Here is a 15,133-nt window from a genome sequence, read left to right on the forward strand (position 1 = left end):
TGAACTCCTATTTAGGACCCTCTTTGTCCACTTTAAACATCTCAGCAATACCCGCAATTGAGCCCATTAAACCTGACGCCTCTAAAGGCAGCATAATGATCTTACTGTTCTCAGCTTGCCCTATTGATTTTAGCGCCTCGGTGTATCCTTGAGCAATGAAGTAATTAACAGCTTGCATATCACCTTGAGAAATTGCCTCTGATACCATTCTTGTTGCATTAGCTTCTGCTTCTGCTGCACGCTCACGCGCCTCGGCTTGTAGAATAGCGGCTTGTTTGTCACCTTCAGCTTTTAAGATCTCACCTTGTTTGTGACCTTCTGCTTTTAAAATCTCAGCTTGACGCTTACCCTCAGCTTCTAGTACATCGGCACGCTTATGACGCTCGGCCTTCATTTGTGCATTCATTGCCGCCGTAAGATCCGCTGGTGGCTGAACATCTTTAATTTCGATACGAGTAACTTTGACACCCCAAGGGTTTGTTGCTGCATCAACAATGGCCAATAGTTTCACGTTAATCATGTCTCGTTGGCTTAGCATTTCATCTAATTCCATCGAACCTAGAACAGTACGCATATTGGTTAATGTTAAATTACGAATTGCGTGTTGCAAATCGCTCACTTCATAAGCCGCTTTTGCTGCATCGACGACTTGAACAAAACACACCGCATCAATAGTAACGTTTGCATTGTCTTTTGAGATCACTTCTTGAGCTGGAATATCAAGAACCTGCTCCATCATATTGATTCGTTGTCCAATGTTATCAATAAATGGGATGATTAAATTTAGGCCCGGTTGTAATGTTTGCGTGTATCGACCAAATCGTTCTACCGTCCAATTGTGGCCTTGAGGTACGGTTTTTACACCAAGTGCGATTAATACCAGAACTACAAAAACCAGTACACCAATGGTTATTAACGTGTCATATGCCATTATTTTCTTCCCTTTTTAATTGATAATTTTCTAAATATATCTATGTTTTATAAATAAAAATGGTTATTTTCAATCATACCTAATTATTAACATAAATGTATGGATGCACTAGGCAGTTATTAATAAAAAATAAGACTACTTCATCGAAATAGCCTTATTGATATTTGTATAACGTTAATAACCGTTAAATATTAATATTTCACTTGGTAATTCAGCGTATAAGTACGTCCTCTGCCTTTATAATCATAAGCCGCTGCATCGTAGTGACTAGAATATAAAATTTGAGCACGTTGTCCCCATGCCGTTGTATAGTCATTATTTAATAGGTTTTGAATACCAAATCCAAGACTACCCACGGGTAACTCATAACTGCCGACTAAATCCAGTACCGTGTAGCCAGACAATTTATTGTCTTTTGCATCTTCATAATCAAACATCGTTTGGCTTTGTACTTTAAGAGCAAGATCTGATTCATACCAACCAATCCACGAATTGGCTTTTGATGTACTTGCCTCGCCTGCGCTCAAATCATCCCACTTACCGTCTGTTTGTAATTCAGAAATAACATAATGACCTGACGCACCCACTTGAAGGTTATCCATTACCCAGTAAGACACCAACGCTTCTGCCCCATATACGCGTTTCTTATTATCGACATCTTCAATTAATAACGTATTTTTATTGTATTTAACCGACTTGTCCGATTGAGAATAATACGCGGCAGTTTGGAAGCTCAACGCATCTTGCTCTGTTCTAAAACCAATTTCATAGCTGTTGGTTTTTATCCCTGACATCTTAGAATCAGATACGTTAATGCTATTTTGAAGCGCATAATGCCCATTAGCATCTGCGGCGCCATAACTGCCTTGACCGTAATACTTTGCCGGATCAGCAAGATCGAAGCCTTGAGAGAAATTCGCCCATACTTGTGAATCAGAAGTCAGCTTATAAATGGTACCAAGGTTAAATAAACCCACAGAATAACTGGTTTCGCCACCCGGAACCGCATCAGCCGATGATCCCTTACCTGCTGCAATTTTCTTTTGAATTTTATAATCAACAAAATCATCGACCTTATTGTTCATGTGTTGGTAGCGGTAACCCCCTTCAATAGACCAATCCTCTGTGATATTGAAATCCGCTTGAATAAAACCGGCGACAGAACCAACCTCAACTCCCGGGTAACGACCTACTTCAGCGTACGTTTCATTCACTAAGTTACCCGAATTATTGGCTATTGTTGGATCAAATAAGGCCTGATTACTGTCAAACTTATCCATATAAGCATCCACACCATAAACCAAGTTCACTTTACCAAACGACTTAGCTAGAGCAGTTTTTAACGAGAATACGTCCGTCGTTTGTTGTGATGCACCTTGGTAATACGGAGTATAAGTTTGATCTTCTTTACGATACGACGCTTCTACCATTAGTTGCTGACCCAAAAACGCAGAATCATTATAAGCCGCACTTAACATGACCCGTTCTGTGCCGTGCTGACGATCAGATTCAAACCCTTTCCTTACATCAACAAAATCACCATTCACAATGTATAAACCATAAGGAGAGTCTTGTTGGCTGTCATAGTATTGCGCTAAGAAGTTAATGTTTTTAGTGTCCGATATCGTCACACCAACCGTACTTTGCAAATCGATAGTTTTGTTATATTGCAGAGAACCTTGGGATATATCAGGCGTAATAATGTCGCCATCTGCATCAAAATAGCCTTGAGTTTCGGTATAAACAGCAGAAACACGAGCGGATACATTGTCACTTCCTCCAGAAACAGATTGTGCAACTTTATAATCAAAGTCATCCCCTCCATTCAAACCAGAAGAACCGCTTACGTAACTTTCAAATTGCAATTCATCACTGTCTGCTTTCTTGGTAATAATATTAATCACCCCTCCCGTCGCCCCTGCGCCATAAATAGACGTAGAGCCGGAAAGAACCTCAATTCGTTCGATATTAAATGGGTCTATCGAATCCAATTGACGGCTAATAGGACGAGAGGATTGAAGCGATACCCCATCAATCATCACCAACATGGCACGGCCACGTAAATTTTGACCATAATTCGTTCTTGCGCCACTGCTCACATCCAAAGATGGAATGGTCGCAGATAAGATCTCGCCTAATGTTTTACCGCCACGGTATTCCTGTTCGATTTGCTCTGAATCCACAAACCAAACCGTTCCTGGAATTTCACTGATCGCCTTTGGTGTACGGCTCGACACCACCACCATAGTTTCTTCTGTTGAAGAATAGTCCTCAGCTTGAGCCGATAACGTAACAAACGTCGTTGCTGATGCCACTGCGATAGCAACCAATGTGAGCGGATAATTCCCTTTTTTAGCGTTCATTTCTGTTCTCTTTTTTATATTTATATTGCACTCAAATAAATACGAATGATAAAAATCCGTATTCAACTATTTATTTTTGATAAAAAAACACTTGGTTTAATGACTCAGCTACACTTCAACAAGATCATTAATAGTCGATGCTGAAATCCATTCAATCATTCCTTCACCCGATCGAATGTCGTATAACTCTTCTTCTGATAATCGATTAATAATACTGGCACTTCGCCACGCCATTAAACTGAGTTGAGGCTCTGCAATACCATGACTGTGCATACCGGCATTCACAGCAAATATTTTATTTGTGTTACTGCCTTTCCATTTCAATTCAAAATCAGGAGTCAATTGATAACGACCTTGATCATCTAACTCTAATAAAGGAAGTATTGAATTCAAACATGCAGGGTAAGGCGATTTAAACCCAGTCGCTAAAATCACAATATCGGCGTGATGAACTTCGGCTTGTTGGCTTAAGGCATTATGTATATCTAATGAGAATCCAGACGCGGTTTGCTGTAATTCATTCATCGTACGATGAGGCAATAAACGCACCCATTTGTCTTCTTTCATCACATCAAAACGATGGTATAACTCACGATAAATATCGAGCAACGCCAATTGCGTAATGCCATCGGATGTTAATTTTTGAGCCGTAATTTCAGAATGTTTCACTTGCGGGTTCAATTGCACAAAGGCGTTAACATAATCAGGCGTAAAGAACTCATTGGTGAATGACGCTTCATCTAATGGTTGAAAATTAGAACGACGTGATACCCAATCTAGTGACGATACTTTTCCCCATTTTTCACGTAACACATTTAAAAATATATCCGCACCACTTTGACCGCCCCCTACAATCATGACCCGCTTACCGGTAAAATCGCGATCTCTTAATCCCATTTCAGCGGCATGAAATACCTTAGGCCCAATATGAGGAATAGCACATTCAGGCACAAAAGGAACTTTGCCTGTGCCTATACATAAATTCTTAGCTTCATAGGTTCCGTTTGTGGTTTGTATCTCAAACGCATCCCCATTAAATTCAATATTTTCCACCGTCGTAGAAAACTGAACATTACTCAGTTGTTGTGCAACCCAAGATAAATAATCTGAAAATTCATGACGACTAATACAACCCAATTCTGCCGATAAAAAACGATAAAACTTTTTGTTTTTAACCAAGTAAGACAGAAAGGAATACGGACTTTCAGGGTAAACCGCACTGACTAAGTCTTTTAGATACATCGTTTGCATATTGGTGTTATCCAGTAATAAACCCGGATGCCACGCAAACGACGCTCGGCTTTCAAAAAACGTCGCTTTAATTTGTGTTTTTGGTTCTAAAAGCGACGCAACACTCAGGTTAAACGGACCAACGCCTATACCTGCCAAATCCAATTTGACGTTCATATTATTATTCTCCATTTAATATTATTGTTATTGATTAATAGCCAGGTATAACGGGTTATCGACTTTATCGTCCATATCTGGAAGCATACGAGAAGCGCTAGAATCCGTACTGTGTTTAAACTTGGCTAAATTAAGGCCGATACGTAAGATCCTTGGTTTAAACAGATCCAACCGTTCAAATCGGTCTTGGTATTCAGGGTTCGTTTGCATATACGCTTTTATACGTAATGCGAGTAACTGATAAAAATCCATTTCAGGTAGCCCTAGCTTTTCAACCAACGGCGAAATGAAACGCAACACGGTAACAAAATGCCCTGTTTGTAAGTCATGAATAATCAACTCTTCAGGCAATTTAACGGTCACATTTTTAACCATTTCATTGAGCGTTTCTTGCTCTGCAATATCACGGTCAACTAAACGCATATCTCCTTGAAAATCTTTTAACAAAATACGTTTAGGGTGTGAATTTTCCATTACTAATGTCACATTTTGTCCGTGAGCAATTAGCGACACCCCATATTTACAAAGCAAATGATAAAAAGGGATGACTACGGCATCAAATAACTTATTAAGCCACGCTTGTGTCGAAAGCCTTGAGGCGGTGATGTATTCAGAAATAAGAGGAACACCATCAACATCCGATTCCATGAGCGCAGCCATTAATATCGCCGTTTCACTTGTCGCAAGTTTAGATTGTGCGGACTCTCGCCATATCACACCTAATAATTCATGATAGCGATAAGGGGCATTGATTAAGGATTTATAATCGGCTTGAGCGACAAACCCAGCCGCCGGTTCTTGCAGTATTTCGGCATGTTTCTCGACAAATAACGGGTCTGTTTTGAATACAGAATCAAGCCAATCTGAGGCAATCGGCCCTGCTAATATATAACGCCCAGGAATACCTCGATAACATGAGGTATTCATTATAGTTAAAGGCAATTTAATGTCATAACTGTTCGGTCTTGTCATGTTGCTGAGTGTACGAATAGACAGCTGAGGCAAGAACTCATCGCCAAACTCACCTAAATAAATGAGGGTTTTCTCAGCCATTTCTCGAACAAAAAGAATCGACAACTTCTGATGCCACTGCCAAGGGTGAACAGGCACAAAAGTATAGTCACTGATATCAAGATTAAAAGACGATAATACCGCCTCCATATTATGCAATTCATTGTCACTTACCGCAGAAAGAACCAACTGCTTCCAATCCACTTCTTCACTTGTCGCTTTCTCTAAAATAGAATGATGCACCGCAACCCAATTAAGTTGAAATGATCGATCTGCTTCTGGCGCATACAAAACAAGATCATCACTCCCCCAACCTCGGCGACCTTTATTAAACGCAAATTTTGGGTGCCCATCAAAGAAAAGCTGTTGTTGTTCGCAAGACAAAAACGCCAACTCTTTGGCTGACCAATTTTCTTTACGTAAGGCCAATTTGCAATCACCCAATAACGTCGCGTTCAAATCTTCAAAATGCTCCGCTAACGCATCGTCGCTCATGCCAATCAAGCTCTGAACGTCACGCATAAATTGCGTCGCTAAAATATCAGAATCCAACCCATTTTCATCTTTACGAATTAATGAACTCGGCTCTATCACCACTTGTCCCCAAATATTGCGTTTACCTGAAAAATGGTAATGAATATTTTCGGTCAGTGTTAATGACAAATCAGTAGGATTCTCTTCAATCTTAAACGCCTGCTCGTAGGCTAATTCACTGATTAGTTTCGCCACCATTTTACGGTTTGCACTTGACCAATGAGAATGCAATGCTATTTGATCCATTACCATTGCTCCGTAAAAAAAGCGTCTCGTTCAAGCATCATTAATGCTGAACGTTTATGAGGGAAATTAAATTCAAAACACTTGCGGTAACCCACCTCTTGAATACGAGTAAATAAGCGTTGATTATCCGCTCTTGGCTCTAATACGATTCGTTGAGTTCTCGCATCATCAATAAACAGATAATGGCTGATCGCTCTCATCCAACAATTAAAATAATGCGCACCTCGAAACTCCGATTCGCCGACTAAAAGATGAATACCACGATCGTACGGTTGCACATCAAAATACGGACTTAATCTGTCTTCACTGACCCAATACGCTTCGACATAACCAAAAGGTTTGCCGTTAAACTCACCGATTAATGGCATAATATGATCATCATTAAGACGTTCTTGAGCAAAATCCGTCAGTTTTTCCTTACTCCACGCTTGCTCCCAGAAATGAGCAACTCTAGGATCATTCATCCACGTTGTGAGACGATCCATGTCTTTTTCAATATCAAACACTCTAAAGCTAATCTCAACATCAGCATCATGATCATAGCGTTGATACACTTTGCCTTTTGGCATTTCAGGACGTAAAGGATGATGGCGATATTGCGGCAACGACTGTACTTCCATCAATGGAAATAACGTTGATGCCGTGTGTAAATGCCAAGGCTTTGTGTATTGATAAAATCCTTGGCGTGATAAATGGCATTGATAGATAGCCGGTAAATACTGAGCTAACACATCAGGAACATCAGAGGCAATATGGAGTACATCAATCATTTTATGATGACTGAATACATGATCAATTTCTTGAAGGCATTGAGTAATAACCGATTGCTCTTCAATATCTTGTGTCGACAAGGTAAAACTCATTGTTGGCTTAAGATCTAGATTCAGAATTAACGTCGTATAATTAAACATTCATAGCATCCTTTACATGAACTAATGGATTAGGTAAATCAAAGTAGATCACAGCAGGATCAAGGATTGAATTCTCATTCATGTTCTGTAAATAACAGTAGAAATTTCCTTTACAACACAAGGCATCGCTGTCTAAAACATAATCTAAACACTGGGGATCGTTAACCCCCTTATCTCTCAATATTTCTAATTGTTTACGAAGCTCCTTCATTAATGTTTTTTCGCTCACGTCACAATAAGCCGCGATGGATGCGATCACATTAAAGGTCGAGTTTATAACTAAATAATACGCAAAATAACGTCGAACTTTCTCATCATTCCAATAGTTTTCAATATCTTGCTTAGTTTGATTTAGGGCTTCAGGAAAGCGTTCAAATGCAAGATCCGTATACCCTGTTCCTTGGCAATCTCGATAATACATTCCAATAGGAAACCCTTTTTTTAACTGCATAACAATATTCTGCTGATGAGCTAAAAAGACAACGCCATAATTCGCCTGAAGAGTAAACAAAGGCACCACTGCATATTGGCAATACGCACTGAACCATTCCTGAGCAACTAACGATAAGTTTAATTTACTCGACTCAGCGTATTGCTTTATTCTTTTTGCTAATAGGCTTTCACCACCATAAGGATTCTGCTGAGTTAACGTTGCCAGCACTACCGCTTCTTCTTCAGGCTTAGCACTTAATGGATTTTCACGAAACGCCACAAGACTCTCGTCTATCACTTGCCCTTCTTTAGTCATTAACCCTAAATAACTTGGCTCTTGCATCACTTGAAAGCCTTGCTTATTGCCTAATTCTTTACTTATGTCGGTGTCATTAAATAACTGATTTAACCGTGTTCCACGAACCACTTCTTTAAGAGATAAATTACGAATTGAATTTGTCAGCTTAACGCTGAGTGAAAACTTAAGCATATAAGGAAGTGACGGAGAATAAAGAGAACGCGTCGATGAGGTTGGATACCACGTCGAGCCAAAAGCGCCTAGCTCTCGAATTAAGCCTTCATTTAAATACGCCTGAATATCCCCTCTCTCTTGCAGAACCTTCCATTGCCATGGATGAACAGGAAAGACAGTTTCTTCTTTTTTCAGCGCACAACTAAGATCGATGAATAGCGCTCGATCTTGAAAGACTAATTCATCTAATCGCTCTTGAGCGGTTTGCTCCCCAGATGAACCAGAGATAAGAATGGATTGATTTACCGCCAACCAACACAGTTGAAATTGACCACCAAGTTCTGGTGAATAGGTTTTTGCATCCTCATCCGTAAATTGCTCTCTGCTTTTAGGCGCAGGATGGAATGAATGGCCGATAAGTAAACCTTGCTCTGCTTGCTGAAAATTAAGTGATTGGGAAAATAACCTCTCCGCATAAGGGCTTCTGCTCACCCCAACGTACGTATTTGTATAACTCTCTGTCACCCGCTCTAAAAAGATCGCTTTTTGTTCTTTAGAAATAATACCAACCAATGCAGGTTGCTCTAAGACTCGTAACAATACTTGCTCAAAGCCTAACGTAGTCGCTTCATCTCCATACAAAACAGCAGGAAAACAATATTCATGCAAACCAACTGAAGAGACATAATTAAGTGGTATTTGAATTTCATGCCCACCACTTAGGGGGATAAGATAATAAGCATCATATTGATCCTCTACAATTTGAATTGCCGAGCATTCTCTTGCTAAAGAATTCAGGAAACATGCCGCAGGCACATCATTACCACTGTTTATTATACTGTCCAATTCACCATTAGTTTTCATAACATTTCCATTGTTTTTAAATAACAAATACGAATGCTAATGATTCTCAATTAAGAGATCAACTACTTTTTACTGAATTTATAAAATAAAAACTTCTTTTATAGAACTAAATGTCCTAGCATTTAAAAATGTACCTAAAGAAAATAAATATGTTATTTATCAATAAGTAAGTAAAATTCGTTATTTCCTCATAAGATACAAGAAATACGCCCCACCAATTAACGATGCCAATAACCCCGCCGGGAACTGCCATGGAAACCACACCGTTCTTCCCACCCAATCAGCAAAAACCAGTAAACTGCCACCGATTAAACTGGCAGTTAACAATTGGTGAGACGCTCGATATTGATGAAGTGAACGTGCCATATGAGGTGCCAATAAACCAATAAAACTGAGTGGTCCAATAATGATCGTACATAAGGTCGTCAATGCCGCAACAAGGAGCAATAAATACAACCTAACTCGCCGACAAGACAAACCGACGCTGCGTGATGTTGTCTCTCCTAGGCTAATAATATCTAACCATCGATGGCTGCACAGTGCTAACAGACCGAATATGACAACCCCCGTCCCCAGTAGAAACACATCCCCCATACTCACTAAATACGTCGACCCTGAAAGCCATGTTAATAGCGCCATTATATTATCTTGCCCGGATGACATTGCGATACGTAAAAAGGCATCTAAACCGGCGCTAAGCGCAATGCCAGTTAATAGCATTTGTGTAGGGGCAAAATTTTGTTTTCGTCCCATCAACCAGATAATAGCCGTCACTGATGCGGCGCCAAGCGTACCTAGTAACATTTGCTCGTGTCTTTCTACGGCAATACCAAATACCGCCCCTAACACTAAAGCTAATGCCGCCCCAGAACTGATGCCTAAAATTTCAGGGCTTGCCATTGGGTTGGTCGAAACACGTTGAATCACCGTCCCCGCAATCGCCAGACCTATCCCGGCAAGAAAAGACACCAACACTCGTGGAAGTCGAAGCTCTAAAACCGAAGGGTTCAACGACAATAGCCACCCGTTTTGTCCTTTTCCCAGCAATAAAGCGACAAAAAACAACACAACAATAAAAAAGCAAAGTGGCATCAACACGGAGTATAGCGTTCTATGTTGATAATTAATTTGAGTACTTTCTCTGGCTTTCATATCAGATTGAAATGCATTTTTGTTTAATAACCAAAGAAGAAACGGAGCCCCAAGCAAGGCGGTCATTGCGCCTGTCGGTAATAGCTCCCCACCAACGCCAGAAAAAGGTTGAATGATCAAATCAGAAAACAACAACATGACACTTCCGACGGCCCCACTACTCAAGATTTGAGCCGTTAACTTACGAGCACCAAACATACGAGCAATCGCCGGTGCGACAATACCAACAAAGCCAATCAATCCGACTTCACTGACCACCGCTGCGGTAATAAATATCGCCAACGTCAGTGAAATAACCTTTATATGCTTAACATTCACGCCAATTGAAGACGCCACACTGTCTCCTAATTGAAGCGTCGATAATGGCTTAGAAAGTACTAATATCGCAATAATAGGGACAGTAATAAGGGGGATTAGTGCCGTTACACTCGACCAATCATTTTGATTTAGCGTCCCTGCTCCCCAAACAAAAACACTGGCTAACTGTTGCTCATTTAACAGTAATAACATGGTATTTAAAGAACCAAAAAACAGGCTTATTACCATTCCCGCCAGAACCATATGAACCGGAGAAAAGCCGCGTCTGGCTGACAATAAAAAAACAATACAAGTCGCAATTCCTCCTCCTAAAAACGCAGGAATAAACCCATTAATGGCACTGTTAACGGGAAGAAATAAAATACCCAATACCATCCCGAGTTCAGCCCCCGCCGCAACACCCAGTGTGGTGGGTGAAGCAATAGGATTACGCAAGACAAACTGCATAACACAACCAGCCACAGCTAAAGAAAAACCGCATAACACAGCAATAACAAGACGTGGAAGATAAGTAAGATGGGTAATTAAATGTTGGTAATTAGCAGAATCATAATGCGCGCTCGTTTGCCACAATAAATTCAAACCTTGTGAATAAGGCGCGGTCCATTGCAACAACCCTAAAACAACAACCACCACAACAAAAATAAAAAGGCTGAGACGTAATACTATCCCTTGTGGTTTTTCAACCTCATTAACGACCATTATTGAGTTAACTGCTGAGTAATATGATCACTGAAACGTTGAGCTGAAATCAAGCCACCAAACGTCCAAATAGCAGGCAATTCATAAACCGAATCGGTACGAGTAAATGCCATCGCTTGCCATAATGCAGAGTGAGTTAATTGTTTTCTTTCCGTCTCTTTTAGAGGTCCAAAAATCAACACATTGGATTGTTGATACTGCGCTAACTTTTCGACACCTGTGGTGGTAAATCCCCACATATTAGTCGGTTCATGCCATGCGTTAACTAACCCCATCGCATCAATCGTATCTTGGGTCAGCGATCCCTCACTGTGAATTCGAACCGTTTTATCATTAACAAAACGGAGAAACAAAAACGGTTTACTGTTAGATTGAAGACGATGAACGTTATCTCCATTAGCAAGCAATCGTTGTTCTGTTGCTGCTATCACTTTAGCCGACTGCTTTTCTTTATTAAACAAGACGCCCAATTGAGTCGTAATGTCTTTTGCTGAAGACAACGGTGCCTTCTTATCATTGTAAATGGTGTACACCAATGTAGGCGCAATGGCATTTAATTTCTCATACATCGCAGACATATGTTGGTTTATCAAAATCACATCAGGGTTTAATTCCGTCATTAATTCTAAATTAGGCTCTCTTCTTGATCCTACATCCATAACAGATTGATTGAGCTTTGGTTCCATCACCCACGTTTGGTAGCCTTCTACATCGGCAGCACCTAACGGGACAATCCCTAAGCTAAGTACGGTTTCCGTTAATGCCCAATCTAACACCACCACTTTTTTAGGCGTTTCCGTAAATTGAGTCGTACCCAGTTCATGCTTGATTTCCATCGCTTGAACGGAAGAAATAAAAAATAGAATGATAAAGCCAATGAATTTGTTCATGTTGCTTTCCTTGCGGTTCTTTTTATATTGTTGGAACTTAAGGGATATAACTGATCGGTTGACCTGTTTCAGGATGTGAAAATAACGCCAACTCCATGCCATAGATCCGCTGCAATGTTTCACTGGTCATTAACGCATCAGGAGAACCTTGCGCGATGACTTTACCCGAATGTAATGCAATTAAATGATCGCTAAATTTGGCCGCCATATTGACATCATGTAAAACCATGATCACAGTTAAGCCTAATGTCGTATTCAATTCTCGGATCAACGCTAACAGTTCATATTGATGGGCAACATCCAACGCAGAGGTGGGTTCATCCAATAAAATACAATGACTCTGTTGAGCCAATAACATCGCAACCCACGCTCTTTGGCGCTCTCCACCAGACAATGTGGCAACAAAACGATCGTTGAATGAAGTGAGGCTCACTTTCTCGATGGCTTCATCAACCAACTGGTAGTCAGCTTTGGTGTAACGACCAAATGCGCCTTTCCATGGATAACGGCCAAAGCACACAAGCTCACGCACTGTTACACCATCGGTGATTGGAGGGTGCTGAGGAAGATAAGCGACATTAAGCGCAAACTCTTGGGGAGAGAAATGACTCGCGGCTTTTTCATCAAATAACACCGTTCCTGTCGTCGGGTTATGGTGACGGCTAAGTAGCTTAATCAAAGTAGATTTACCACAGCCATTATGACCCAGTAAGGTGGTCACTTTGCCTTTAGGAAAAAGCAAATTCGTGGGGTAAAGGATAGTTTTTCCGTCAATTTCAAACGACGCATCGACAAGTTGATACATGAGATGAGCTAGATAATCGGTCCATGAATGATGGAAAGAACTTTAACACAAAGAAATAGTAATGATAATTGTTTTTATTCGCATGAAATGTACGTAGGATGTGAACCACTCGTAAATTAAAGCCGGAAATTAGAATGCCTCTTTTTAACAAAAGAAAACAAACCCCCCTCCAACTCACGATGATTGGCTTAATTGCCGCCTTGATGGGAATTGGCCAAAATGGATTACTCGTTTCTTTGCCTTTTTTAGTTACGCATTCCGCTTTTTCTCTACCAACCTGGTCTATTGTTATTGCTATTGGTAGTTTTCTTTTCTTACCCGCCGCCCCATTTTGGGGACGATACAGCGATAAAAATGGCCCTAAAGGCGTTGTATTTCAAGCGCTCGCAGGAATGAGTATCAGCTTTCTACTTCTACTTACTTTCGCCTTTTTAAGTAATGGTTACCCTGACTTGGCTCACTACTGGTTAATTGGTCTCATTGTCGCTCGACTTATCTATGGTTGTACCGTGGCAGGAATGGTACCAGCAAGTCAACATTGGGCCATCCTTTTATGCGGACAAAACAACCGATTAAAAGCCATTACCTCCGTCAGTATAGGATTGAGTTTAGGGCGACTGGTTGGCCCTATATTATCGATTATTTTATTAAAAACGGGGCCTTTTGCTCCGCTTGTCATGATGGTTATATTCCCCTTTCTCGCACTATTAGGCGCGTTGTGGTTACCAACCCCTCATCGAGAAAATAAACCAGAAGGCACGCTCACAACAAAACGTCCGTTAATTCCAAGCCTCACTCTTGCTCCGTATTTACTCACCGGTTTATCTCTTTGCTTAACCATTGCTTTATTGCAATACAGCTTTTCTCCTTTGATAAAAAGCATTACCGATTGGCCAACAGATAAAATCAGTGACGCCATTGGCCTATTACTTACCATCAGTGCCGCTATCACGTTAATCACACAGATATTAGTCATCAAAAAGAAGAAGCTTCAGCTTTCAACAATGTATCGGTTGGGATCTTTATTTTTGTTGGCAGGATTTTTCACCTTCTTAATCTCCAACCTTTGGACATTGGGATTCGCGATGGCACTCAGTGCCTGTGGTGCAGCCTTATTAGTGCCCGCATACACATCTAAAGCCACATCGATGGATCCAAGCAATCCAGGCGCGGTTGCTGGTTACATTTCCATGTCACATACATTGGGCTATGGCTTTGCTTCGCTACTGGCTTATACATCGACACTGTCGCCACTGTATCCTATTTATATTTGTGTTTTATTTTCAGGAGGGATAATGGCCATTGCTTTTATGAAACCTCAAATAGCTGAAGTCACAAAATCGTCCTATTAGCGTTTATTATTTGGGTGACGAGGACAATCTTCACATAATTTACGACCCTCGCATTTGTAGACAAGGCAACAACTCGTACGTACTAATTTTAATTGATTTGTTAGTAAGTCTACTTTCAAGCTCGCCAAATGCTTACTTGGTAATCCAAACGCATTTAACCATAACAACGCTTGTGCTAATAAATACTCATTGGATAGTGTTGGTTGATGTACTTGAAGTTTGGTAATGCAATTGAGTAAACCATCGGCAATAAGGTGATTTGTAAAGCCGGGGCGAATACGAGTCCATTCAGACATACTTTCACGATATGACGTAAATAATGAGCTTAATTGTGTTCCTATTAACGGGATGATCTCATCACTCGAACCAAACGTAAGATCCACGTTATGAAAAGTAAATCCCGCAATAAAATCAGACTGGACCGATTGGCTCATGTTTTTGAAATCAGGAATAGCATTAAGTTGATAAACAGAAATGAAAGCAAGGTAGATAGGTTGCCAACACAATAAATCCCACGTGCGCGTTAACCAATAGGCATTACCGGCTTCTTTTGAGCTTTGTGATAAACGATCATAAAGCGCTTTAATAACCTCACTATTATCATGAGAAATATGAATATCGGTGTTGCTGTCTGATAACACGATATCCGCTACTTGGCCTGATAAATAAGGCGTAACTTGCTTAGAAAGGGTAAACAGTGATTCGAAATATTCATTATTCTGCATAGCGGAACTACATAACAC

11 protein-coding genes are annotated in these 15,133 nt (G+C 40.5%); 1 reads left to right on the forward strand and 10 read right to left on the reverse strand.

Annotated features, from left to right (window positions below; all coding sequences use genetic code 11):
* Positions 1-7 precede the first annotated feature (7 nt).
* From AACV33_RS05340 to AACV33_RS05380, 9 genes are all read right to left on the reverse strand, one after another.
* Positions 8-931 (reverse strand): SPFH domain-containing protein, encoded by a 924-nt coding sequence (locus AACV33_RS05340; RefSeq protein ID WP_023602643.1) that lies wholly within the window; start codon positions 929-931, stop codon positions 8-10.
* Positions 932-1,122: 191 nt separating this feature from the next.
* A complete protein-coding gene (locus AACV33_RS05345) occupies positions 1,123-3,294 on the reverse strand; it encodes a TonB-dependent receptor (protein ID WP_182699135.1) in 2,172 nt (723 codons plus the stop codon).
* Between the two features lie 108 nt (positions 3,295-3,402).
* Positions 3,403-4,716: a lysine N(6)-hydroxylase/L-ornithine N(5)-oxygenase family protein gene (locus tag AACV33_RS05350; protein WP_182699136.1), complete on the reverse strand. Its 1,314-nt coding sequence runs from the start codon at positions 4,714-4,716 to the stop codon at positions 3,403-3,405.
* 12 nt (positions 4,717-4,728) lie between these two features.
* The gene (locus tag AACV33_RS05355; RefSeq protein ID WP_182699137.1) at positions 4,729-6,492 is read right to left on the reverse strand and encodes an IucA/IucC family protein; all 1,764 of its coding nucleotides are present in this window, start codon (positions 6,490-6,492) and stop codon (positions 4,729-4,731) included.
* Entirely contained in the window at positions 6,492-7,403 is a 912-nt protein-coding gene (locus AACV33_RS05360) for a GNAT family N-acetyltransferase (protein ID WP_182699138.1), read from the reverse strand. The genes AACV33_RS05355 and AACV33_RS05360 overlap by 1 nt, the downstream gene beginning before the upstream one ends.
* Positions 7,396-9,171 carry an IucA/IucC family protein gene (locus tag AACV33_RS05365; protein ID WP_017023525.1) on the reverse strand — a complete coding sequence of 592 codons (1,776 nt, stop codon included), beginning with the start codon at positions 9,169-9,171 and terminating at the stop codon, positions 7,396-7,398. Before AACV33_RS05365 ends, AACV33_RS05360 begins: the two co-directional genes overlap by 8 nt.
* Before the next feature lie 180 nt (positions 9,172-9,351).
* Positions 9,352-11,343, reverse strand: a complete 1,992-nt coding sequence (gene fhuB, locus AACV33_RS05370; protein WP_182699139.1) for a Fe(3+)-hydroxamate ABC transporter permease FhuB — start codon at positions 11,341-11,343, stop codon at positions 9,352-9,354.
* The gene (locus AACV33_RS05375; protein WP_182699140.1) at positions 11,343-12,233 is read right to left on the reverse strand and encodes an ABC transporter substrate-binding protein; all 891 of its coding nucleotides are present in this window, start codon (positions 12,231-12,233) and stop codon (positions 11,343-11,345) included. The genes fhuB and AACV33_RS05375 overlap by 1 nt, the downstream gene beginning before the upstream one ends.
* A 37-nt stretch (positions 12,234-12,270) precedes the next feature.
* Positions 12,271-13,038, reverse strand: coding sequence for an ABC transporter ATP-binding protein (locus AACV33_RS05380; protein WP_017023522.1), 768 nt, complete (start codon positions 13,036-13,038; stop codon positions 12,271-12,273).
* 134 nt (positions 13,039-13,172) lie between these two features.
* Between AACV33_RS05380 and AACV33_RS05385 the strand changes: the two genes are divergently transcribed.
* Positions 13,173-14,390 carry an MFS transporter gene (locus tag AACV33_RS05385; RefSeq protein WP_182699141.1) on the forward strand — a complete coding sequence of 406 codons (1,218 nt, stop codon included), beginning with the start codon at positions 13,173-13,175 and terminating at the stop codon, positions 14,388-14,390.
* Here AACV33_RS05385 and AACV33_RS05390 read toward each other — a convergent pair.
* On the reverse strand, positions 14,387-15,115 hold the full coding sequence (locus AACV33_RS05390; protein WP_017023520.1) for a siderophore ferric iron reductase: 729 nt from the start codon (positions 15,113-15,115) through the stop codon (positions 14,387-14,389). The two genes, AACV33_RS05385 and AACV33_RS05390, sit on opposite strands and share 4 nt — an antisense overlap.
* Positions 15,116-15,133 lie beyond the last annotated feature (18 nt).

Source organism: Aliivibrio sp. SR45-2 (assembly GCF_963890165.1).
Taxonomy (GTDB): Bacteria; Pseudomonadota; Gammaproteobacteria; order Enterobacterales; family Vibrionaceae; genus Aliivibrio; species Aliivibrio salmonicida.

Coding starts and splice junctions, on each gene's coding strand:
- AACV33_RS05365 (WP_017023525.1), bottom strand. CDS start 9,171: ATGAAAACTAATGGTGAATTGGACAGTATAATAAACAGTGGTAATGAT.
- AACV33_RS05385 (WP_182699141.1), top strand. CDS start 13,173: ATGCCTCTTTTTAACAAAAGAAAACAAACCCCCCTCCAACTCACGATG.
- AACV33_RS05390 (WP_017023520.1), bottom strand. CDS start 15,115: ATGCAGAATAATGAATATTTCGAATCACTGTTTACCCTTTCTAAGCAA.
- AACV33_RS05350 (WP_182699136.1), bottom strand. CDS start 4,716: ATGGAGAATAATAATATGAACGTCAAATTGGATTTGGCAGGTATAGGC.
- AACV33_RS05345 (WP_182699135.1), bottom strand. CDS start 3,294: ATGAACGCTAAAAAAGGGAATTATCCGCTCACATTGGTTGCTATCGCA.
- AACV33_RS05340 (WP_023602643.1), bottom strand. CDS start 931: ATGGCATATGACACGTTAATAACCATTGGTGTACTGGTTTTTGTAGTT.
- fhuB (WP_182699139.1), bottom strand. CDS start 11,343: ATGGTCGTTAATGAGGTTGAAAAACCACAAGGGATAGTATTACGTCTC.
- AACV33_RS05360 (WP_182699138.1), bottom strand. CDS start 7,403: ATGTTTAATTATACGACGTTAATTCTGAATCTAGATCTTAAGCCAACA.
- AACV33_RS05380 (WP_017023522.1), bottom strand. CDS start 13,038: ATGTATCAACTTGTCGATGCGTCGTTTGAAATTGACGGAAAAACTATC.
- AACV33_RS05375 (WP_182699140.1), bottom strand. CDS start 12,233: ATGAACAAATTCATTGGCTTTATCATTCTATTTTTTATTTCTTCCGTT.
- AACV33_RS05355 (WP_182699137.1), bottom strand. CDS start 6,492: ATGGATCAAATAGCATTGCATTCTCATTGGTCAAGTGCAAACCGTAAA.